Raw genomic sequence first — 20,624 nt, forward strand, 5'->3', positions numbered from 1 at the left:
CACTTTATTCGAAAAGCATGACGCCACTATGAAAATGGTGGACGCTCACGCCTGTGCGACCCTAGCCTCAAAAGAAAACCCGATATTCGAAAACAATCGAAATCGATCTGGAGAGGAAGCCCATGCGCCTTACCGCGTACCTGCTGTCGGCAGCGACGATCGCCATCGCTACGCCCGCGATGGCCCAGAACAACAGCCCCGAACCCTCGAGTGCGGCGACGCAGACGACGACGCCCACCGCCGCCGGTTCGGTGACGCAGGACGACCAGATGGGGGCGGACATCGTCGTCACCGCGCAGGGCCGTGCCCAGGCGCTGGCCGACGTGCCGGTCGCGATCTCGGCCGTCTCCGCCGAAACGCTGCAGAATTCGGGCGCCAGCGACATCCGTCAGCTCAACCAGCTCGCGCCGTCGCTGCTGGTGTCGTCGACCGGCTCGGAAGCCAATGGCTCGGCGCGTATTCGTGGTATCGGTACGGTCGGCGACAACCCCGGCCTCGAAAGCTCGGTCGCGGTGTTCATCGACGGCGTCTACCGTTCGCGCTCCGGCATCGGCCTTACCGAACTCGGCGAGATCGACCGGGTCGAGGTGCTGCGCGGCCCGCAGGGCACGCTCGGTGGGCGCAACTCGTCCGCAGGCCTGATCAGCATCGTCAGCAAGGCGCCGTCCTTCTCGGGCTTCAGCGGCGGCGCGGAAGCGACCTACGGCAACTACAATTTCTACCGCTTCGCCGGGAACCTCAACCTGCCCCTAAGCGAGACGATCGCGGCCCGGGTCGACGGCGTCTACGTCAAGCGCGACGGCTTCTATCGCGATTACACCAACAACACCGACGTCAATGATCGCAATCGCTATTTCGTCCGCGGCCAGCTGCTGTTCGAACCGAGCAGCGACGTGAAGTTCCGCCTGATCGGCGACTATACGCATCGCGACGAAAAGTGCTGCGCGGCGACCTATGTCGATCGCTCGGTCAACGAAGCCGTCGGCAATCTCAACGATCCGGTCGCCTCGGTGAACGCGGGCCTCGCCGCGGGCAGCAACGGCAACAACATCGTCAACGTCATCCGCGACCTCGGCCAGCCGCTGAACTATGTCAACGCCGCCGGCTACAGCCGCGACGTGTCGGTCAGCCCCGGCCGCAGCTTTGCCGGCATCACCAAGGATTGGGGCGTGTCCGGCCAGCTCGACTGGAATATTGGCGGCACCAAGCTGACGTCGATCACCGCCTATCGCGACTATGATGCGAGCCAGGGATCGGACACCGACTATAGCCGCGTCGACATCCTGTATCGCGCCGCCAACGGCAATTCGGCGCGCCGCTTCCGCACCTTCACGCAGGAAATCCGCCTGAACGGCTCGCTGTTCAACGACAAGCTCGACTGGCTGGTCGGCGGCTTCTTCGCCAACGAAGACCTGCGCGTTCTCGATAACCTGCGCTTCGGCAGCCAGTATGGTCGGTTCGCGACCTGCCGCCTGGTGTCGGGCAGCGCGCTCGCGCAATTCTATGCGCCGGGCAATGCGGGTTGCTTGAGCGCGACGGGTCGTGCGGTGCTCAGCGGCGTGGTGCCGGGCGTCGCCTCGCCCTTCGGCGCGGCGGGTCCGACCATCGTCGGCGCGATCGATACGCTGGATGCGATCAACGACAAGGGCGCATCGCGCGACGTCTACAACCAGAACAGCCGCAACTGGGCGCTGTTCACGCACAACATCTTCCACGTCACCAGCACCGTCGATCTGACGCTGGGCCTGCGCTACACCAACGAACGCAAGCGCTTCGACGCCAGCTTCACCAACGACAACGTCGGCTGCGTCGCCAACCAGCGCGCGTTGCTGCCGTTCCTGTCGAACGCCGGCCTGGCCGCCACCGCGGGCGGCATCATCGGCCTGTCGTGCCAGGGCAATTCGACCGCCGAGCTGAACGGCGTGTCGATCAACAGCGTCCGCAAGGAAGATCAGTTCACTGGCACCGCGATCCTGTCGTGGAAGCCGATCGACGATCTGCTCGTCTACGGCAGCTATTCGCGCGGCTATAAGGCGGGTGGCTTCAACCTCGACCGGTCCGCGCTGAAGTCGCCGATCCTGCCCTTCTCCGCATCGGGCGGGGCGCAGGCGCTGGCGAACTCGCTGCAGTTCGCGCCGGAGACGGTGAACGCCTACGAAGTCGGCGCGAAATACGCGACCGGGCCGTTCACGCTGACGGCGGCGGCGTTCCTGCAGGACTTCAAGAACTTCCAGCTCAACACGTTCAACGGCACCGTCTTTCTCGTCCAGAACATCAACGGCTGCTCGTCGAACCTCAACGGCGGCGATCGCGACCAGAGCAAGTTCGCCGCGGCCGGCAATTACAATGCCGCGGCGACGACCACCGGCGCCTGCCCGTCGGGCGACGTGGGCTGGGGCGTTCGGTCGAAGGGCGTCGAGCTGGAGGCCTCGCTGGTCCCGGCGCGCGACTTCCGCGTGACCTTGGGCCTGACGCTGACCGACACCAGCTATCGTGACCAGCTGGTCGGCACCGATGCCGGCGCACCGCTCGACCAGGCGCTGCGCAAGCTGCCGGGCAACCGCATGTCCAACTCGGCGGACGTGGTCACGACCGCGTCGGCGGCCTGGACCCCGCAGCTCGGCAATGGCTATTCGGCGCTGTTCTACGTCGATACGCGCATGACCAGCGACTATAATACCGGGTCCGATCTGTTCCCGCAGAAGGTGCAGGACGGCTATGCGATCGTGAACGCCCGCATCGGCCTACGTACGCCGGACGAAAAGTTCAGCCTGGAATTCTGGGCGCAGAACCTGACCAACGTGAATTACGCGCAGGTCGCGTTCAACTCGCCGTTCCAGGAAGGCGCTGCGACCGCGGCGTTCCAGGATCCGCAATATCCGGGCGGCCGTCAGCTGTTCTCGCAATATCTCGCCGAACCGCGCACATATGGTGCGACGATCCGCGCGCGCTTCTGATCCCAAGCCAGGCAACGACCCCTGGGCCGGCCGCAGCAATGCGGGCCGGCCCTTTTTTATGCGCCACGGCTGACCCGGCGGATGGCTCGGTGCGTCGCAAGCGTTTTGACGGGGGGCAGGGAACCGGCACCCGCTATCGCCGATTGGGGCGATGAAGGGGACGATCGCTGATCTTTGAATCGATGCTGGTCAAATTCGCGCTGATCGGCCTGCTCGGTATCGGCGCGCAGTGGATCGCGTGGCGGACGGGTAAGCCCGCCATCGCGCTGATGCTGATCGCGGGCGTGCTGGCGGGCCCGGTGACGGGCCTGATCGATCCGCAACGCGATTTCGGCGCGCTGCAACAGCCGATCATCAAGCTCGCGGTGGCGGTGATCCTGTTCGAAGGCGGCCTCAGCCTCAACTTCCGCGACCTTCGCCACGCCGGCCCTGCCGTGCTGCGGCTGGTCGTCATCGGCGTGCCGGTCGGGCTGGTGCTCGGCACCGGCGCGGCGTTCTTCGGCGCGGGGCTGCCGCTCGGCATATCGGCACTGTTCGGCGGCATCCTCGTCGTCACCGGCCCTACCGTCATCGGGCCGATGCTGCGATCCCTGCGCGTTCCCGCACGGGTCCGCGATACGCTGAAGTGGGAAGGCATCGTCAACGATCCGATCGGCGCGCTGCTCGCCGTCGCGATCTATGCCTATATCACCTATATCGGTCCGGATCGCAGCGCGATCGCGATCGGGCTGGACGTCGCCGCGGCGACGCTGATCGCGGGCGCGATCGGCGTCGGCCTGGGCTTCGGCCTGACGACTGCGTTCCGCCGCGCCTATATCCCCGAATATCTCAAGGCGCCGAGCGTCCTCGTCGCGGTGATCGCCGGTTTCGTCGCGGCGGACCTGATCAAGCACGAGACCGGCCTTATCACCGTCACGCTGATGGGCGTCGTCATGGGCAATCGCCAGACGCAGTCGACCGCCGCGCTCAAGCATTTCAAGGAAGACCTCGCCGTCTTGCTGATCTCGGGCGTGTTCGTCATCCTGTCCGCGACGCTGCAATGGGAGGTGGTGGAGCGCTTTCAGGCCCGTTTCCTGATCTTCCTGTTCCTGCTGCTGTTCGTCGTGCGGCCGGTCACCGTGCTCGCCAGCCTCGCCTTTTCGCGCATGCCTTGGCGCGAGCGGCTGTTCGTCGCGTGGATCGCGCCGCGCGGCGTCGTTGCGATCGCGGTCACCAGCCTGTTCGCGCTGCGGCTGGAGGATTTCGGCATGAAGGATGCCGACGCACTGGTACCCCTGGTGTTCGGCGTCGTCGTCGCGACGATCTTCGCGCACGGCTTTTCGGCGGGCTGGGTCGCGCGGCGGCTGGGGATCGACAAGGGGAAGGGCGAGGGCGTGCTGCTGGTCGGCGCCAATGCCTTCACCACCGCGCTGGGCGGCGCGTTGCAGAAGATGGGGCTGACGGTGATGATCGCCGACACCGCTAAGTTCGCGCTTCGCGCCGCGCGCAAACAGTCGCTCGACGTCCATCAGGGCGACATCTTGGACGAGGTGACGCAGGACACGCTCGACATGCAGCAGTTCCAGCACGTCATCGCCGCAACCGACAACGATTCCTACAACAGCCTCGTTTGCGCAGACCTCGGCCCCGAGGTCGGGCAGGACAAGCTGACTCAGACCGGCGTCGACGAAACGCGCCTGAGCCGCCGCCGCGCGCGCATGTTGCTGGAAGGCGGCGAGACGGTAGACGAATTGCAGGTCCGCGTCGCCGCCGGCTGGGCGTTCGGCCGGACGCGGATCACCAGCGTCTTCCCCTATGAGGCCTATCGCGCACGCCTGGCCCCCGAGGCGGAGCCGGTCGCGGTGATGAAGCCCGATCGCCGCCTGCTGCTCTTCTCGACGACGCAGCGGCCGGTAGTCGAGCCGGGCGACACGATGCTCACCTTCGCCCCGCCCGAACCGGTGTGATCGAACCCCTCGTCACCGGGCAAGTCCGCACAATCTATCGTCATCCCGGACTTTATCCGGGGTCCCGCTTCTTCTGCCGCGGGATAACAGCGGGACCCCGGATCAAGTCCGGGGTGACGATGAGATGGCCCTAGGCCGTGACGTCCTCCGTCTCGCCCGCCGCGGCGGTGCGCAGGCGGCGTTCCAGCGTCTTCAGTCGCGCGGGCTGGGTGATGCGGTCGCCGGTCAGGTCGGTGACGTAGAAGGTGTCGACCGCCCGCTCGCCATAGGTGGCGACATGCGCCGAATGCAGCGTCACCTTCGACTGGAACAGCGCATGCGCCAGCTGATTGAGCAGCGCCGGCCGGTCACGGGCGTTGACCTCGATGACGGTGAAGCGGTTCGACGCATGATTGTCGATCAGCACGTTGGGTACGATCTCGAACGCATCCGCCCGCGTCCGCGCCGCGGGCTTGGCGACGAGCCGGTCGGCGAGCTTGCCGCGATTGGCCAGCGCATCCTCGATCGCCATCGTCAGCCGCGTCAGCTGGCTGGCGTCGTCGAACGGGCGACCGAACGGGTCCTGCACCAGGAAATTGTCGATCGCCATGCCGTCGCGCGTCGTATGGATGCGCGCGTCGATAATGTTGCCGCCGGCGACATGGATCGCGCCGGCGATGCGATAGAACAGCCCCGGATGGTCGGCGGCATAGATCGTCACCAATGTCGCGCCGCGCGTCGCATAGACCTGCGCATCGATGGAAAGCTGTGCGTCCCCGGCGGCATCGATGAACCGCGCGTTATGGGCCAGCACGTCGTCCGGCTCGGCGATCCAATAGGCTTCGGGAAAGCGACGGACGAAGGCGGCGAAGCGTGCATTGTCCCACCCCAGCGTCGCCTGCAGCGTCTCCTGCCGCGTCGCGATCCGCTCGGCGCGGCCGCGCTGCTTGTGGCCCAGGCGCAGCACCTCTTCGGCCGCCTCGAACAGGTCGGCGAGCAGCTGGCGCTTCCAGCCATTCCAGGTACCCGGCCCCACCGCGCGGATGTCGACGATGGTGAGGACCAGCAGCAGGCGCAGGCGTTCGGGGCTTTGCACCACCTCGCAGAAATCGAGGATCGTCTTGAAATCGCTAAGGTCGCGCTTGAACGCGGTCGCCGACATCAGCAGGTGCCAGCGCACCAGCCACGCCACCGTCTCCGTCTCGGCGGGCGACAGGCCAAAGCGCGGGCACAGCCGCTCGGCCACCTCCGCGCCCAGGATCGAATGGTCGCCGCCACGCCCCTTGGCGATGTCGTGCAGCAGCACCGCGACATAGAGGACGCGGCGCGAGATGATGTGCTTGATGATCGCGGAGGACAGCGGATGGTCCTCCTTTAGCTCGCCCTTGTCGATCCGGCTCAGCAGGCCGATCGCGCGGATCGTATGCTCGTCCACCGTATAATGGTGGTACATATCGAACTGCATCTGCGCGACGACGCGGCCGAAATCGGGCACGAAGCGGCCGAAGACGCCCGCCTCGTTCATCCAGCGCAGCACCAGTTCGGGATCGCGCGGCGACGTCAGCACGTCGAGGAAGAAGGCATTGGCGCGCGCATCGCGGCGGTGCCCGTCGATCAGCTTGGCATCGCGCTTGGCGGCCCGCATCGCGAGCGGGTGGATCTCGACGCCGTGCAGGTCGGCGAGCTGGAAGATCTCGATCAGCCGCACTGGGTCTTCCGCGAAGAAGTCGTCGCGGGGCAGTGCGAGGCGTCCGCGGTCGAGGACGAAGCCGTGCAGCTTGCCCGGCCGGCGCCGGATCGTCGGCAGGCCGAACCGCCGCCCGCGCGCCGCGAACCGCTCGTCGAGGTGGGCGAGGAATACGCCGGTCAAGTCGCCGACGGTGCGCGCCTGCAGGAAGTAATATTGCATGAACCGCTCGACCGCGGGTTTGCCCGGCCGGTCGGAAAAGCGCATCCGCGCCGCCACTTCGCGCTGGACGTCGAAGGTCAGGCGATCCTCCGCGCGGCGGGTGATGCTGTGCAGGTGGCAGCGCACGGCTTGCAGGAAATTGTCGGCGCGGTGGAAGAGCTTATACTCCTCCGGAGTCAGCAGGCCGACGCCGACGAGGTCCGCGCCCCGCTGCACGTCGTAGATGTATTTGCCGATCCAGAACAGTGCGTGCAGATCGCGCAGGCCGCCCTTGCCCTCCTTGACGTTGGGTTCGACGACATAGCGCGTGTCGCCCATCTTGCGATGGCGCGCGTCGCGTTCGGCAAGCTTGTCGGCGATGAATTCACGCTCTGTGCCGTGCTGCACCTCCGCCTTGAAGCGCCGCGCCGCCTCGTCATAGAGCGGCTGATCGCCGATGACGTAGCGCGCCTCGAGCAGGGCGGTGCGGATCGTCACGTCGGCCTTCGCCTGGCGCACCATCTCATCGAGCGAGCGGCTGGAATGGCCGATCTTCAGCCCCAGGTCCCACAAGGCGTACAGCATCGATTCGATGACCTGCTCGGCCCATGGGGTCTGCTTGCCCGGCGTCAGGAAGCCGATGTCGACGTCGGAATAGGGCGCCATCTCGGCGCGGCCATAGCCGCCGACCGCGATCAGCGTCATCCGCTCGCCCGCGGTGGGATTGGCGAGCGGGTGGAGGCGCTGCGTCGCCAGATCGTAGAGCAGGCGCAGCAGCTGGTCGGTCAGATACGCCTGCGCGTTCGACGCCTCGAGCCCGCGCGAGGGATGGGTGGCGAGCCGCCGCTGGATTTCGGTGCGACCGTCGGCCAGCGCGGCCTTCAGCAGCTGCGTCGCCTGCGCGCGCAACGGCGCATCGGCGGCATCGATCGCCGCGATCCGCTCGGCAAGTGCACGCCGATCGATGATCGCGCGACGATTGGGAATGTGATCGAAACGGCCCTGCATGGCGGCGTCATACCCCAGACAGGGTTAACGCGACATGGGCATGGCGGGGTGGGCGCGGTCGCCAGGCTCGGGCGCCTCGCGTCGGCGATATCCGCATTTTTGGCTGTCCTACACGACCCGATTATGCCTACCCTCCCATCGCTCTTTGATACCGTGAAGCCGGCATTTGCGCGTGCCGACGGACGGGAGGGCATTCCGACGATAACGTGCCGTCCACTTCGTCCACTTCCGCAGCGGGCGCCGCTTCGTACGAGCCCCGAATGGGCGGCCGATGGGCGCGCGACATGTCCACGACTCCCCCGTCACCCCGGACGTGGTCCGGGGTCCACTCTGCGGCGTGGGGAAAGGCAAGAGGCTCTTGGGTTGCCCTTGCGGCCCGGTGGACTCCGGACCAAGTCCGGGGTGACGAGGGGCTAGCGGCGAGGGCGGCGCTCACAGTACAGCGCCGCGTATGATCGCCGCCGTGTCCCGCCGTCCCGCTCTCCTCGCTCTCCTGCTCGGCGTCGTGGCCGCCACCGGCTTCGCGCCGTTGCAATTGTGGCCGCTGACGCTCCTCGGCCTCGCCGGCCTCGCCGCGCTGGTGCGGGCCGCGCCCACCGGCCGCCGCGCTGCGTGGATCGGCTGGTGCTGGGGCGTCGGGCATTTCACGATCAATAACAATTGGTTTCAGCACGCCTTCGACTTCCAAGACAAGATGCCGCCGGTGCTCGGCTATTTCGCGGCGGTCGGCCTGGCGCTGTATCTGGCGGTGTTCCCGATGCTGGCGTCGCTGGTCGGCTGGCGGTTCCGGGGTCGTGACGGCGTGGACGCGGCCTTCGCGTTGGTCTTCGCCGCCGCGTGGATCGGCAGCGAATATCTGCGCGCCACGCTGTTCACCGGTTACGCCTGGGACCCGATCGGTGTGATCTGGCTGCCCGTGATCGGCATCGCACGGTTGTCGGCATGGATCGGCACCTACGCGCTGTCGGGCGTGACCGTCCTGTTCGCCGTAGCGCTGCTGATGGCGGTGCGGCAGCACTGGCGGCTCGCGGCGGGCCTTGCGGTAGCGTTGGCCGTCGCCGCGCTGTCCGCGCTCTGGACCCATGCCTCGTCCGCGGCGGCGGATGCGCCTGTACTGCGCGTCGTCCAGCCCAACATCGGCAACGACGTGCGCGGCGAAAATGCGGGCGAATATGCGCTGGCGACGTTGCTGCGCGGCACGCGTCATCCCGCGGGTGCGCCCCGGCTGGTGCTGTGGCCCGAAGGTCTGCTGCGCGACCTGCTGGAAAGCGGCTATCCCTATTGGATCTATGGCGATCGGCCGTCGTCGTGGACGCGCCGCCGGATCGCCGCCGCGCTGCGACCGGGCGACATCCTGATGACCAGCGCCGACACCTTGTCCTTCGATGCGCGCGGCGAGGTGTCCGGCGCCGCGAACTCCGTGCTCGCGATCGATTCCGTCGGCCGTATCGTTGGCCGGTACGACAAGGCGCATCTCGTCCCCTACGGCGAATATCTGCCGATGCCGTGGCTGCTGCGCCCACTCGGCCTCGCCCGCCTCGTGCCCGGCGATATGGACTTCACGCCGGGGCCCGGCCCGCGCACGCTGAGCCTCCCCGGCTTCGGCGCGATCGGCGTACAGGTCTGTTATGAAACGATTTTCTCGGGCGAGCTGATCGATCCGGGCCACCGCCCGCGGATGATTTTCAATCCGTCGAACGATGCATGGTTCGGCAGCTGGGGATCGCCGCAGTTCTTGGCGCAGACTCGAATGCGCGCGATCGAAGAGGGGCTGCCGATCGTCCGCGCGACGCCCACCGGAATCAGCGCGGTGATCGCCGCCGATGGCCGGCTCGTCGCGACGATCCCGCATGAGCGGGCAGGGGTGATGGAGGTGCGGATGCCGCCCGCGCTGCCGCCCACGCTGTTCAGCCGGCTGGGCAACTGGGCGGCACTGATCGTCGCACTCGCCTTCCTAGTGGCGGCAATTGCCAACCGCCGTCGAGCGCGGTAAGAGCGACATATAAAGGTATCTTTATATCGTTATGAGGCAATGATGCGCGGCAATTACATCTTCACGTCGGAATCGGTTTCGGAAGGTCATCCGGACAAGGTCGCGGACCAGATCAGCGACACGATCGTCGATCTGTTTCTGTCGAAGGACCCGGAAGCGCGCATCGCCTGCGAAACGCTGACCACGACCAATCTCGTCGTGCTGGCCGGCGAAATCCGCTGCAAGGGCGTGTACGAAAACGGCGCCTGGGCCGATGGCGCGCTCGCCGAGATCGAGGCGGCGGTTCGCGCGACGGTGAAGCGCATCGGCTACGAACAGTCGGGCTTTCACTGGAACGAGTTCACGTTCGAAAACAACCTGCACGGCCAGTCTGCGGAAATCGCGATGGGCGTCGACGAAGGCTCGAACAAGGACGAGGGCGCGGGCGACCAGGGCATCATGTTCGGTTATGCGACCGACGAGACGCCGGGCCTGATGCCGGCGACGCTCTATTACAGCCACAAGATCCTCGAAACGATGGCGGCCGACCGCCATTCGGGCACGGCGCCGTTCCTGGAGCCGGACGCGAAGAGCCAGGTCACGCTGCAGTATGAAAACGGCGTGCCGGTCCGCGCGACCGCGCTCGTCGTCTCGACGCAGCACAAGGCGGGCTATTGCCTGCAGGGTCAGAACGCCGATCCGGCGAAGTATGAGGAACTGCGCGCCTATGTCACCGGCGTGCTGACCAGCGTGCTGCCGGACGGTTTCGTCACCGACGAGACCAAGGTCTACATCAACCCGACCGGCGCGTTCGAAATCGGCGGTCCGGATGGTGACGCAGGCCTGACCGGTCGCAAGATCATCGTCGACACCTACGGCGGTGCCGCGCCGCACGGCGGCGGTGCGTTCAGCGGCAAGGATCCGACCAAGGTCGACCGCTCGGCCGCCTATGTCGCGCGCTACCTTGCCAAGAACGTCGTCGCGGCGGGCCTCGCCAAGCGCTGCACGATCCAGCTGTCGTACGCGATCGGCATCGCCGAGCCGCTGTCGGTCTATGTCGACACCCACGGCACCGGCACGGTCGCCGAGGACAAGCTGGAGGCGGTGCTGCCGCAGCTCGTGCGCCTGACGCCCAAGGGCATCCGCCAGCACCTGAAGCTGAACGCGCCGATCTACGTCAAGTCGGCCGCTTACGGTCACTTCGGCCGCGAGCCGGAAGGCGATCTGTTCACCTGGGAAAAGACCGACCTGGTCGACGCGCTGAAGGCCGCCGTCGCCTGACGATCACGCACCCTACGGTTGCATGATAGCGCCCTTCCCTATCTCGCGATGGGGGAGGGCGTTTCGGTTTGGGCCTCGAGACGCCCTTGCGTCAGCGATAGGGATTGTTGAGGTCAGCGATCCAGCCGGCACGGGGCGTGACGCCGACCCCGCGTGGCTTGCGTGCCTCGTCGAGGTCAATCAACTCATTGAAGCTGAGCCCGGCAAGTCGGTCGCTGACCCACCGCACCGTCGCTACCAGATCGGGCATCGAGCCCATGTGCAGCATCACCGTCGCACCGGTGCTGAGGTCGTTATCGTGTTCGATGCAGGCGCCATGCCGCGACAGGTTGCGGACGCGGCGTTCGCGCGATCGACCATCGGCGGTCATCACGATGGCGCGGACGATGACGCTGTTGCGCTTTTCGCGCGTGGGTTCTGGTAGCGTTTCCATGGCGTGTGCGGATCGATGTGACAGGGATTAGTCACCGGTTTGTAAATGACCCATTGTGGGGGTGATATGCGCCGAAAACGGGCTATTTCGGCGCTGTTTCGCGGTCCGGCACAAGGTGCTTCAACGCCGTGTCGATGGCGGCTTCCGCAACCCATCCCACCACGCCCGCGACGATCGCCTCCGACAAGGGAGAGGGCGTTTCCGCGGTGTCTGCCGCGCCCTTAACGTGGTGCGTTCGCTGCCGCATCGCCGTGCGGACGGCGCTGGCGACGACGTGCACGGCGAGCATCCGTGCGCCGCCACGGATCAGGTCAGGCCGGCGAGTGACCAGCCCGGCGGCGATCGTGCCGACCGATGCTGCGACCAACTGGGGCTGCTGCGCGACATCGCCCAGGAACGCCGGCAGGCTCCGTGTCGTGTCGTTGGCCGGTACGATAGCGTGGCTCACCGATTGTCTCCCTGTGGCATCTCGCCACGAACCTGTGCGTGGGCGAGCAGTGCGAAGATGCCGGCGCCGCCGAACAGATTGCCAAGCACGGCCGGCGCGATCAATCCGCCTAGTGTCTGCCATGCGCCAGTCTGACCGGCGAACCATAACAGAAATGCCTCTGCCGACCCGACGATCGAATGGCTGAAGCTGCCGATCGCAAGGACATAGGTGAAAATGCCGATGACCGTTACGCTCTGTTCACGCGCATTGGGCAGCGCCCAGGCGAGGACTGCGATCAGGAACCCGGCCGGTACCGCATTGATGAAGGTGCGCCCCGGCGACAGCTCGGGGATCCCCTGAGAGATGGTGAGCGCCGCATCGTGAATCGCCGAACTGCCCATGGCGCCGCTGGCGATCGCGAAGGCGGCGATGGCGGTGCCGCATAGATTGGCGGCGAGCACGATGCCCCACAGGCGCAGCGTCCGCCCCAGCGCCCAGCGCGACGGCCGCGTGACGAGCGGGAGCATCGCGGTGATCGTGCTCTCCGTAAACAGCTGCATTCGGCCGAGGATGACGACGATGAATCCGACCGGATAGCCCAGTCCGACGACCAACTCGCGCCAGGGCATGGCGGGCAGAGCCGTATGCAATGCGGCCTCGGCGAGCAGCGACACACTGATTGCGATGCCGGCGGCAAGACCCGACCAAAACAGCGATCGCACCGGACGGCGTAGCTCCTGCTCGCCGTCTTCGCGCACCGTGCGATGTAGATCCTTGGCGTCGGCGGCCTTCAGATCGTCGTTGGAAGAGGCGGGAGGGGCTGCCATTGCGGGCGTGGAACGGTCGATCGCGGCGCTTGGGTCCCGCCGCTGCGCGCAATTGGGGCGTTTCCCTCATGCATCAATCTGTTCTAGGGCGCGGCGCCATGAACGATCCCGCCACCATCCGCCGCCTGTACGGCCGCCGTCAGGGCCATAAATTGCGCGTCGGTCAGGCCGCGCTGGTCGAGGAGACGCTCGACGCGCTCAGCGTTCCCGAGACGGGCCCGATCGAGGGCAAGGCGCTTTTCGGCGACGACCGGCCGCTGGAGCTGGAGATTGGCTTCGGCGCGGGCGAGCATCTGGCGGGACAGGCGGCGATGCGGCCGGAAACGGGTTTCATCGGCTGCGAACCGTTCCTGAACGGCGTGGTCGGCGCGCTGGGGCATATCCGCGATGGCGGCCTAACCAATGTGCGGCTGCACATGGGCGACGCGCTTGATGTGGTGGAGCGGCTGCCTGACGCCAGCCTGTCACGCGTCTATCTGCTTCACCCCGATCCGTGGCGCAAAGCGCGCCATGCCAAGCGCCGCATGGTCAACCATGGCCCGCTCGACGCCATCGCCGCCAAGCTGAAGCCGGGCGCCGAATTCCGGCTGGGCACCGACGATCCCACCTATTGTCGCTGGGCGATGATGGTGATGGACCAGCGCCGCGACTTCGAATGGCAGGCGCGCGAGCCCGCCGACTTCCTGGTCCGTCCCGACGACTGGCCCGAGACCCGCTACGAACGCAAGGCACGTCGGCAGGGCCACGAAGTGTGGTACTTCCGCTACATCCGACGGTAGGCGTCAGCGGCGGCGCTTCGCCTTTCCCTTTTGCGGTGGGGGGACCCAGGCCGGCACGGTGACGTAGACCACCGGCGTCACGTGGGCGATCGTCCTGACCGGGTCGACCGCCGGGTCGGCGGGAAACTGGTCGCGTGCGCGGGCGAAGAGGAAGCGGGCACGGGCTGCGCCCGGCGCGGTCGCGCTGGTGCCGACCCAGCGCCAATGCCACGGTTCCCACTTCACGTTCTGACGATTGCCGCCCGGGAAAGACAGCTCGAACCCGAAGCGCGGCGCATTGGCGAGCAACCAGCGCGCGGCCGGGGTCGCTGCCATGCATGCTTCGGCATCGGGGCAGCCGTTCGCCGGGCGGACCGCGAAATCGAGTGCATAGCCCGTCGCATGTTCGCTATGCCCGGGTGGGGCGACCGAAATCGCACGCGTGGCATCGGCATTGGCGGCGCTGTCGGGATGTTCGCGGCAGAAAACCGATGCCTGGCGTAGGATCGAGCGATGGCAGGACAGGCCGCGCAGCGTGCCCATCACCGCGGGATCGCCCTTTGCCGCCGCGAGCAGGCGTTCGAGATCGGGAATGACGTCGCGCCGCAACAGGCAGCCGTGCAGGCCGAAGCCGCGTGGCGCCTCGACCAAATCGTCCGGCGGCGCGTCGCCATAGGCGAGGTGCCCGTAGACCCGGCCATCGTTCGCCATCGCCGCTGCGGCACCGGCGCAGACCTGTGCGCTGGCGGGCGATGCCAGGGACAGCAAAGCGAGAAGGGCGGGAAAGCGCATCGCGGCTGCCTCTGGCGCGAAGACCGACGGAGTGGCAAGGCGTTTCGCATGCATGGCGACCGCGTATTGTTCATCGACGGCGAGGCCCTGGTCATCGACAAGCCCGCCGGGCTGCCGGTGGACAAGCCCCGTGACGGCTCCCTCAGTCTCGAGAACCACCTCGATTCATTGAAGTTCGGCTTCCAGCGCTGGCCGCAGGCGGTGCACCGGCTGGACCGTGACACCAGCGGCTGTCTGCTGCTGTCGCGCAATCCGAAAGCGCATGCGCGTTTGCAGCAGGCGTTCGAGCGCGGTGAGGTAGAGAAGCGCTACCTCGCCATTCTGGCGGGTGTGCCGCGCGAATCGGCGGGCGAGATCGATCTGGCGCTCGCCAAGGTCAGCACGCGTGAGACGGGCTGGCGCATGGTCGCCGATCCGGCCGGCAAGGCCGCGCATACTGCGTGGCGGACGCTCGCGGTGCGGGACGGGCGCGCCTTGGTCGAATTCCGGCCGACGACGGGGCGTACGCACCAAATCCGCGTCCACGCGGCAAGCGGTCTGGGTCTGCCGGTGGTCGGCGATCCGGTCTACGGCGCGGGCGAGACGGGCGGCATGATGCTGCACGCCGCCGCCCTGACCGTGCCGCGCGCGAACAAGGAGCCGGTACGCGCCGAGGCGCCGCTGCCCGAGCGGTTCGGCGCCTGGCCGGACCTCGCCGAGGCCTGACGATGCTCCCGTGCCGCTGATCCACGTCACCCGCGCCATCGCGATCGACGAGCGCGAGATCGAGGAGAGCTTCACCCGCGCGTCCGGTCCCGGCGGCCAGCACGTCAACACCACCGACAGCGCGGTGATGCTGCGCTTCGACGTGTGGGGATCGCCCAACCTGCCCGATCTGGTGAAGCAGCGGCTGACCGTCCTCGCCGGATCGCGGCTCAGCAAGGACGGCGTGCTGACGCTGCGTGGCGACGGATCGCGGTCGCAGGAGCTGAACCGGCGCGAGGTGCGCGAACGGCTCGTCGCGCTCATCCAGGAGGCGACGATCGTCCCCAAGAAGCGCCGCCCGACCAAGCCCAGCCGATCGGCCAAGGCGAAGCGCGTCGACGAGAAGAAGGGCCGCAGCACGGTGAAGGCCAATCGCGGTCGCGTGCGGCTGGATTGATGCGGCCGCCTTGCCTACATCGCGCGCCATGTACCAGTTCGATATCTCCGGCGGCTCGAAGGCCGATCTGTACCATGACCTGCTCGGGGCGCTCGACGCGCTGACCGCGGACGAACCCGACGCCATCGCCAATATGGCCAATGCCGCCGCGCTGGTGTGGCAGTATCTGCCGGACCTTAACTGGGCGGGCTTCTATCGGATGGTGGACGGCGAGTTGGTGCTGGGGCCGTTCCAGGGCAAGGCGGCGTGCATCCGGATCCCGTTGGGCAAGGGCGTGTGCGGGACCGCTGCGGCGACGCGCGAAACGCAGCTGGTCGAGGACGTCCATGCCTTTCCAGGGCATATCGCCTGCGACGCGGCAAGCCGTTCCGAACTGGTCGTGCCGATCGTCCACGAGGGGCGGCTGATCGGCGTGCTCGACCTCGACAGCCCTGAGCCTGCCCGCTTCGATCCGGACGATGCGGCGGGGTGCGAGGCGCTGTGCGCGCGGCTGGCCGCGCGGATCGCCTGAACCGAATCGGGACAGGGCAGCGCACAGGGCAGGGAACCCGCACTCTGGCGACTCCGTTTGGCGCGTGATACGCCGCAAGGTGAATAACGTGTTAATATCCGGGGCGAAGGCATGCGCCTCGGTAACAGGGAGACGACGATGCGCAGCGTGCTGATCGCGACCGCCATTCTTGCGCTGACCGCTACCGGTGCGGGCGCGCAGGATCGCGTGGTGATGCAGGGCCCGGGGGCGAACTTCCCGGCACCGCGCGCCGGCATGGCACCGGCTCCGGCGATCCAGGGACGCGGCGCGTGGCAGCCGGCGCCATGGCAGCGCGGCGGCTATCTGGGACAGCCCGGACCGGCGCCCGTAGTGCGCCCCGTCCCGCCCCAGCCGCAGCCGCAGTGGAACGGCCCGGCGGGTCAGCCGCCGCGGGTACAGCTTGGCCGGTCACGCTGGGGCAGCAAGGTGGATGGTCGCTGGTGGGGCGGGGCCAATGCGCCCGGTGGCTGGCGGGCCTATCGCCGGCCGTACCGGGGCTATGCGCTGCCCAGCTATTGGGTGTCGCCCCGCTTCTACATCACCGACTGGCAGACCTATGGCCTGACGCAGCCGACGGCGGGCTATAATTGGGTCCGTTATTATGACGATGCGGTGCTCGTCGACGGGCGCGGCGCGGTCTACGATACGCGGCCCGGCATCAATTGGGATGCCTATGACAGCGACTATTATGCCAGCGACGACCGCGTCTACGCCGACAGCGGCTATGATCCGCGCGGCTATCAACACCGCGACAATGGCGTCGGTGGCGCCGTGGCGGGCGCCGTCGTCGGTGGTGTTGCGGGCAATCTGATCGCCGGGCGTGGCAATCGGCTGGGTGGGACGCTGATCGGCGCGGGCGTAGGAGCCGCAGCGGGCTATGCGATCGACAAGGCGGAGGATCGCGGACGCCGCCATCGCCGCGACGATCGTGGCTATGCGATCCCGGTCGCGCCGGATTATCCGCCGCCCCCGCCGCCGCAGGCCTATGCGCCGCCGCCTCCGCCGCTACCCGCTTATGCCCCGCCTCCACCCCCGCCTTTGGGCTATGTCGACAACGGCCGCGCATGGCGCTCGGCTGACGGTGTCACCACGGTGACGACCAGCGCAGGCGGTTCGGGTTATTACCAGGGCGGCTATTACTATCCCGGCGCGACGACTACGACGGTCGTGGTGCAGACCGCTCCCGTAGTCACGACGACTACGACGACGGAAACCTATGAAGACGCGGTGACGTACACCCGCCGTGCGAAGGTGGTGCGGCGTCCGATAGCGGCGCATACGAAGACCAAACGCGTCTGGCGCCCAGCGCCGACCTGCGCCTGCCAATAAGCGAAGCACGGCGCGATGCGGCGATTTGCGTCGCGCCGGCTTTCGTCTGAGGGGTTACCCGATCCCCAGATCTGCCGGGCCAAAGGCGGCGGGCAGCAGTTCCGACAGGCGGTAAGTCGCGATCGCGTCACCCTCGGCAGCGCCGCAGTGAACGAGCAGGTCGCGGCCGCCGAGCTGTGCGGCCTCATTGAGGACTTGACGGCAGCGGCCGCACGGACTGACGGGGGCGGTCCCCGTCGCACGGCCGTCGGCATCCATGGCGCCGCCGATCACGCCCACCGCGACGACCTCCCGCAGCCGCCCGGCGGCGCTCGCCGTGGCGATGGCCACCGTCTCCGCGCACAGCGACAGGCCATAGCTCGCATTCTCGACATTCGCGCCGGTGACAAGGCTGCCGTCGGTCATCAGCAGCGCCGCGCCGACCGCAAAGCGCGAATACGGCGCATGGGCGCGGGTCGCTGCCTCGCGCGCAGCACTGATGAGATCGGCGGGGGTGGTTTCGGTCATGGTGCGACTACGTCCCAGTTCACGGGGCCTTCGATGCCGTCGATGCGGCGCATATCGCTCGCCCGCCACATCTGCCACGGGCGGGCTGGATAGGTGGGGGCGAAGAAGGTGCGCATTGCCCAGATCGGGCGCTCGATCGCGGCGGTGAGTTGATAGGTCGATTCGACGGGCTTGCTGACCCGCAGCATCACCGGCTTGGCGGTGTGCGTCTCGACCATATGGATGAACGTCTTCAGGTCGGCGACCAGCGCGTCGCGATCCGGCCGCGCGGTGCAATCGCCACGGAAGCTGACGTCGACTGCCATCGGCAACGCGTCAGCGGTGCGGGGCACGAAGGCGTTGACCGCATTCGCCTGTTCCTTCGCCGGCTGACAGAGCGAATAGAGATGGATCGCGCCGCGACGCAGCCCGGCATCGGGCAGCGCCGCCCAATTCGCCTCGAATCCCGGATCGCGGCGATCGGCGCCGGAGGTGGCGACCAGATAGGCGAAGTCGGCGCCGCGCGCGCGCACCGTGCCCCACTCGATCGGTCCGGGGCGCTCGTCCAGATCGATGCCCTGCAACGGATATTGGCTCACCTTGGGATGCCAGGCCGTCGCATAGCTCCACCCGCCGATGCCGATCGCACCGGCGACGACCATCGCGCCCACCGCTTTCAGCATGCCGTACGCCATCAGCCGCGCAGGTGCAGGACGGAGATCAGCGTGAACAGGCGGCGTGCGGTATCGAAGTCAACGTCGATCTTTCCCTCCAGCCGTTCGCGCAGCAGCGTGGCGGCGTCATTGTGGATGGCGCGGCGGGCCATGTCGACCGTCTCGATCTGCTGCGGCGTCGATGCCCGGATCGCCTGATAATAGCTGTCGCAGATCGCGAAATAGTCCTTGATGGCGCGCCGGAAGCGGCCGAGCGCCAGCACCAGCGTCTCCAGATGCGTATCGTCGGCACGGTGGATGTGAATCCCGAGGCGACCCTCCGCCGATTCGATTTTGATCTTGTAGGGGCCGGCATAGCCGTCCGCGTGCTGGCGTTGGGGGGCGAAGTGATTGCCTTCCAACAGGTCGAAGATCGCGATCCGCCGCTCCTGCTCGACATCGGCCGAGCGCCAGCCGATGCTGTGCTCGTCCAGGGTGATGTCGATGATCCGCGGGTCGGCCATACGGTCCGATAGTCGGGTTGAGGCGATCCGACAAATCGTGTCGTCGCGCGAAATTTCGGGTAAGAGCGTCTCTTATGGCGACTCTAGCATTTCCGACCCCGGCGGCCCCCGCCGAACCCCTTCAGCTGCCCCGCAACGTCGAAGCCGAAGCCGCGATGCTGGGCGCGATGATGATCGACAACCGTCTGGCCGATGACCTGATCGACCGGCTGGAACCCGCGCATTTCTACGAACCCGTCCACGGCCGCATCTTCGCCGCGATCAAGACCTTGCGCGTCAACGACATGCTGGCGACCCCCGTCACGCTGCGCCCGATGTTCGAGGCGGACGAGGGGATGAAGGAGCTGGGTGGCCCGTCCTATCTCGCCAGCCTGACCGGATCGGGCGCAGGCCTGATCGGTGCGCGCCAGTTTGCGACGCAGATCTACGATCTGGCGATGCTCCGCGCGCTGGTGCAGGTCGGCCGGACGCTGGTGGAACGCGCGATGGATACGTCCGAGGAGGTCAATCCGCGCGCCCAGATCGAGCTGGCTGAGGAAGAGCTCTACAAGGTCGCGGGCGACGGCGGCGCCGAGAATGCCACCAAGACCTTCGCACAGGCGACGACGGCCGCGGTCAAGATGGCCGAGCGTGCGCTGAACAGCGGCGGCAACCTGTCGGGCGTCACCACGGGCCTCGATTCGGTCAACGCCAAGATCGGCGGCATGCACCATTCCGACCTTATGATCCTCGCCGGCCGTCCCGGTATGGGCAAGACCTCGCTCGCCACCAACATCGCGTTCAACGCGGCGCGGCGCTGGATGCGCGACATGGAGGATGGCATTCCGCCGAGCGAATCGGTGGGCGCGAAGGTCGTGTTCTTCAGCCTGGAAATGAGCGCCGACCAGCTAGCGACGCGTATCCTGGCCGAACAGTCGCAGATCAGTTCCGAATCGCTCCGCATGGGCAAGATCAGCAAGGCAGAGTTCGGCCAGCTCGCCGCCGCCGCGGCGGAGCTTGAAAAGCTGCCGTTGTTCATCGACGATACCGGCGGCCTGTCGATCAGCGCGCTGCACACCCGCGTGCGGCGCCTGCAACGGCGTCACAACAATCAGATCGGCCTGGTCGTCGTCGACTATCTCCAGCTGCTGACCAGCGGTGGTAAGGGCGGCAAGGAAAACCGCGTGCAGGAAATCTCCGAGATTTCGCGCGGGTTGAAGACGCTGGCCAAGGACATGAACGTACCGGTGCTGGCGCTGTCGCAGCTGAGCCGCGCGGTCGAAAGCCGCGAGGACAAGCGGCCGATGCTGTCCGACCTTCGCGAATCGGGATCGATCGAGCAGGACGCCGACATGGTGTGGTTCGTATTCCGCGAGGATTATTACACCGCGCAGCGCGAGCCCAAGCGCCCGATGGAGGGCGACGAAGCCAAGGTGTTCGAGGATCACGCGAAATGGGCTAGCGACATGGAGCGCGTCTATGGCCTGGCCGAGATGATCGTCGCCAAGCAGCGTCATGGTGCGACCGGCAAGGTGCTGCTGAAGTTCGATCCGACGATCACGAAGTTCAGCGATTACGCAGGGTATTGAGTCCGCTCCCCCATTCCTTCGTCAGCCCGGACTGGTTCCGGGGTGACGATAGGGGTGGGGCGTGTGGTTCGCCGACCCGGCCGGCAAAATAAACCATGCCCAAGCCATGGCCACGCGCAT

Annotated in this window: 18 protein-coding genes; 10 read left to right on the forward strand and 8 right to left on the reverse strand. The window is 67.1% G+C overall.

Annotation, left to right across the window (positions count from 1 at the left end; translation table 11 throughout):
* Positions 1–122 precede the first annotated feature (122 nt).
* The gene (locus tag ACGVWT_RS04555) at positions 123–2,957 is read left to right on the forward strand and encodes a TonB-dependent receptor (protein WP_116461715.1); all 2,835 of its coding nucleotides are present in this window, start codon (positions 123–125) and stop codon (positions 2,955–2,957) included.
* 182 nt (positions 2,958–3,139) lie between these two features.
* On the forward strand, positions 3,140–4,903 hold the full coding sequence (locus tag ACGVWT_RS04560) for a sodium:proton antiporter (protein ID WP_315461512.1): 1,764 nt from the start codon (positions 3,140–3,142) through the stop codon (positions 4,901–4,903).
* Between the two features lie 130 nt (positions 4,904–5,033).
* On the opposite strand, the gene ACGVWT_RS04565 is transcribed toward ACGVWT_RS04560, so the two are convergent.
* A complete protein-coding gene (locus ACGVWT_RS04565; protein WP_315461511.1) occupies positions 5,034–7,778 on the reverse strand; it encodes a [protein-PII] uridylyltransferase in 2,745 nt (914 codons plus the stop codon).
* Between the two features lie 451 nt (positions 7,779–8,229).
* Here ACGVWT_RS04565 and lnt point away from each other — a divergent pair, with 451 nt between their 5' ends.
* Positions 8,230–9,771: an apolipoprotein N-acyltransferase gene (gene lnt / locus ACGVWT_RS04570; protein ID WP_315461510.1), complete on the forward strand. Its 1,542-nt coding sequence runs from the start codon at positions 8,230–8,232 to the stop codon at positions 9,769–9,771.
* 42 nt (positions 9,772–9,813) lie between these two features.
* Complete coding sequence (gene metK / locus ACGVWT_RS04575) at positions 9,814–11,031, forward strand: methionine adenosyltransferase (RefSeq protein ID WP_116461875.1); 1,218 nt, start codon at positions 9,814–9,816, stop codon at positions 11,029–11,031.
* A gap of 91 nt (positions 11,032–11,122) precedes the next feature.
* Here metK and ACGVWT_RS04580 read toward each other — a convergent pair whose 3' ends face one another.
* The 3 genes from ACGVWT_RS04580 to ACGVWT_RS04590 form a co-directional block, all read right to left on the reverse strand.
* Complete coding sequence (locus ACGVWT_RS04580) at positions 11,123–11,464, reverse strand: PilZ domain-containing protein (RefSeq protein ID WP_315461509.1); 342 nt, start codon at positions 11,462–11,464, stop codon at positions 11,123–11,125.
* Between the two features lie 82 nt (positions 11,465–11,546).
* On the reverse strand, positions 11,547–11,912 hold the full coding sequence (locus tag ACGVWT_RS04585) for a hypothetical protein (RefSeq protein ID WP_315461508.1): 366 nt from the start codon (positions 11,910–11,912) through the stop codon (positions 11,547–11,549).
* The gene (locus ACGVWT_RS04590) at positions 11,909–12,721 is read right to left on the reverse strand and encodes a formate/nitrite transporter family protein (protein ID WP_315461507.1); all 813 of its coding nucleotides are present in this window, start codon (positions 12,719–12,721) and stop codon (positions 11,909–11,911) included. The genes ACGVWT_RS04585 and ACGVWT_RS04590 overlap by 4 nt, the downstream gene beginning before the upstream one ends.
* A 98-nt stretch (positions 12,722–12,819) precedes the next feature.
* On the opposite strand from ACGVWT_RS04590, the gene ACGVWT_RS04595 reads away from it, so the two are divergent.
* Positions 12,820–13,500: a tRNA (guanosine(46)-N(7))-methyltransferase TrmB gene (locus tag ACGVWT_RS04595; RefSeq protein WP_116461721.1), complete on the forward strand. Its 681-nt coding sequence runs from the start codon at positions 12,820–12,822 to the stop codon at positions 13,498–13,500.
* Positions 13,501–13,503: 3 nt separating this feature from the next.
* On the opposite strand, the gene ACGVWT_RS04600 is transcribed toward ACGVWT_RS04595, so the two are convergent.
* Positions 13,504–14,325 carry a M15 family metallopeptidase gene (locus tag ACGVWT_RS04600; RefSeq protein WP_315461506.1) on the reverse strand — a complete coding sequence of 274 codons (822 nt, stop codon included), beginning with the start codon at positions 14,323–14,325 and terminating at the stop codon, positions 13,504–13,506.
* On the opposite strand from ACGVWT_RS04600, the gene ACGVWT_RS04605 reads away from it, so the two are divergent.
* The 4 genes from ACGVWT_RS04605 to ACGVWT_RS04620 all read left to right on the forward strand — a co-directional run bounded on the left by ACGVWT_RS04605 (position 14,320) and on the right by ACGVWT_RS04620 (position 17,273).
* Positions 14,320–14,976: an RluA family pseudouridine synthase gene (locus ACGVWT_RS04605; protein WP_063685876.1), complete on the forward strand. Its 657-nt coding sequence runs from the start codon at positions 14,320–14,322 to the stop codon at positions 14,974–14,976. The genes ACGVWT_RS04600 and ACGVWT_RS04605 overlap by 6 nt on opposite strands.
* A gap of 10 nt (positions 14,977–14,986) precedes the next feature.
* The gene (gene arfB / locus ACGVWT_RS04610; protein ID WP_116461724.1) at positions 14,987–15,412 is read left to right on the forward strand and encodes an alternative ribosome rescue aminoacyl-tRNA hydrolase ArfB; all 426 of its coding nucleotides are present in this window, start codon (positions 14,987–14,989) and stop codon (positions 15,410–15,412) included.
* A gap of 28 nt (positions 15,413–15,440) precedes the next feature.
* Entirely contained in the window at positions 15,441–15,923 is a 483-nt protein-coding gene (locus ACGVWT_RS04615) for a GAF domain-containing protein (protein WP_315461505.1), read from the forward strand.
* 138 nt (positions 15,924–16,061) lie between these two features.
* Entirely contained in the window at positions 16,062–17,273 is a 1,212-nt protein-coding gene (locus tag ACGVWT_RS04620) for an RcnB family protein (protein ID WP_315461504.1), read from the forward strand.
* Positions 17,274–17,327: 54 nt separating this feature from the next.
* On the opposite strand, the gene ACGVWT_RS04625 is transcribed toward ACGVWT_RS04620, so the two are convergent.
* Genes ACGVWT_RS04625 through ACGVWT_RS04635 form a run of 3 tightly spaced genes read right to left on the reverse strand, consistent with a single transcriptional unit; the run spans position 17,328 to position 18,936 of the window.
* Entirely contained in the window at positions 17,328–17,780 is a 453-nt protein-coding gene (locus tag ACGVWT_RS04625) for a cytidine deaminase (protein ID WP_116461727.1), read from the reverse strand.
* The gene (locus ACGVWT_RS04630; protein WP_315461503.1) at positions 17,777–18,442 is read right to left on the reverse strand and encodes a GH25 family lysozyme; all 666 of its coding nucleotides are present in this window, start codon (positions 18,440–18,442) and stop codon (positions 17,777–17,779) included. The genes ACGVWT_RS04625 and ACGVWT_RS04630 overlap by 4 nt, the downstream gene beginning before the upstream one ends.
* 11 nt (positions 18,443–18,453) lie before the next feature.
* On the reverse strand, positions 18,454–18,936 hold the full coding sequence (locus ACGVWT_RS04635) for a UPF0262 family protein (protein WP_017979620.1): 483 nt from the start codon (positions 18,934–18,936) through the stop codon (positions 18,454–18,456).
* Positions 18,937–19,010: 74 nt separating this feature from the next.
* Between ACGVWT_RS04635 and ACGVWT_RS04640 the strand changes: the two genes are divergently transcribed.
* Positions 19,011–20,504 (forward strand): replicative DNA helicase, encoded by a 1,494-nt coding sequence (locus ACGVWT_RS04640; protein WP_315461502.1) that lies wholly within the window; start codon positions 19,011–19,013, stop codon positions 20,502–20,504.
* Positions 20,505–20,624 lie beyond the last annotated feature (120 nt).

Source organism: Sphingomonas sp. S6 (assembly GCF_043498045.1).
Classification (GTDB): Bacteria; Pseudomonadota; Alphaproteobacteria; order Sphingomonadales; family Sphingomonadaceae; genus Sphingomonas.

Excerpts from the sequence above, each read along its gene's own strand:
- ACGVWT_RS04580 (WP_315461509.1), bottom strand. The coding sequence starts at position 11,464 with ATGGAAACGCTACCAGAACCCACGCGCGAAAAGCGCAACAGCGTCATC.
- ACGVWT_RS04605 (WP_063685876.1), top strand. The coding sequence starts at position 14,320 with ATGCATGGCGACCGCGTATTGTTCATCGACGGCGAGGCCCTGGTCATC.
- ACGVWT_RS04625 (WP_116461727.1), bottom strand. The coding sequence starts at position 17,780 with ATGACCGAAACCACCCCCGCCGATCTCATCAGTGCTGCGCGCGAGGCA.
- ACGVWT_RS04630 (WP_315461503.1), bottom strand. The coding sequence starts at position 18,442 with ATGCTGAAAGCGGTGGGCGCGATGGTCGTCGCCGGTGCGATCGGCATC.
- ACGVWT_RS04595 (WP_116461721.1), top strand. The coding sequence starts at position 12,820 with ATGAACGATCCCGCCACCATCCGCCGCCTGTACGGCCGCCGTCAGGGC.
- ACGVWT_RS04590 (WP_315461507.1), bottom strand. The coding sequence starts at position 12,721 with ATGGCAGCCCCTCCCGCCTCTTCCAACGACGATCTGAAGGCCGCCGAC.
- ACGVWT_RS04600 (WP_315461506.1), bottom strand. The coding sequence starts at position 14,325 with ATGCATGCGAAACGCCTTGCCACTCCGTCGGTCTTCGCGCCAGAGGCA.
- ACGVWT_RS04635 (WP_017979620.1), bottom strand. The coding sequence starts at position 18,936 with ATGGCCGACCCGCGGATCATCGACATCACCCTGGACGAGCACAGCATC.
- ACGVWT_RS04615 (WP_315461505.1), top strand. The coding sequence starts at position 15,441 with ATGTACCAGTTCGATATCTCCGGCGGCTCGAAGGCCGATCTGTACCAT.
- lnt (WP_315461510.1), top strand. The coding sequence starts at position 8,230 with ATGATCGCCGCCGTGTCCCGCCGTCCCGCTCTCCTCGCTCTCCTGCTC.
- ACGVWT_RS04555 (WP_116461715.1), top strand. The coding sequence starts at position 123 with ATGCGCCTTACCGCGTACCTGCTGTCGGCAGCGACGATCGCCATCGCT.
- ACGVWT_RS04620 (WP_315461504.1), top strand. The coding sequence starts at position 16,062 with ATGCGCAGCGTGCTGATCGCGACCGCCATTCTTGCGCTGACCGCTACC.
- ACGVWT_RS04560 (WP_315461512.1), top strand. The coding sequence starts at position 3,140 with ATGCTGGTCAAATTCGCGCTGATCGGCCTGCTCGGTATCGGCGCGCAG.
- metK (WP_116461875.1), top strand. The coding sequence starts at position 9,814 with ATGCGCGGCAATTACATCTTCACGTCGGAATCGGTTTCGGAAGGTCAT.
- ACGVWT_RS04565 (WP_315461511.1), bottom strand. The coding sequence starts at position 7,778 with ATGCAGGGCCGTTTCGATCACATTCCCAATCGTCGCGCGATCATCGAT.
- ACGVWT_RS04640 (WP_315461502.1), top strand. The coding sequence starts at position 19,011 with ATGGCGACTCTAGCATTTCCGACCCCGGCGGCCCCCGCCGAACCCCTT.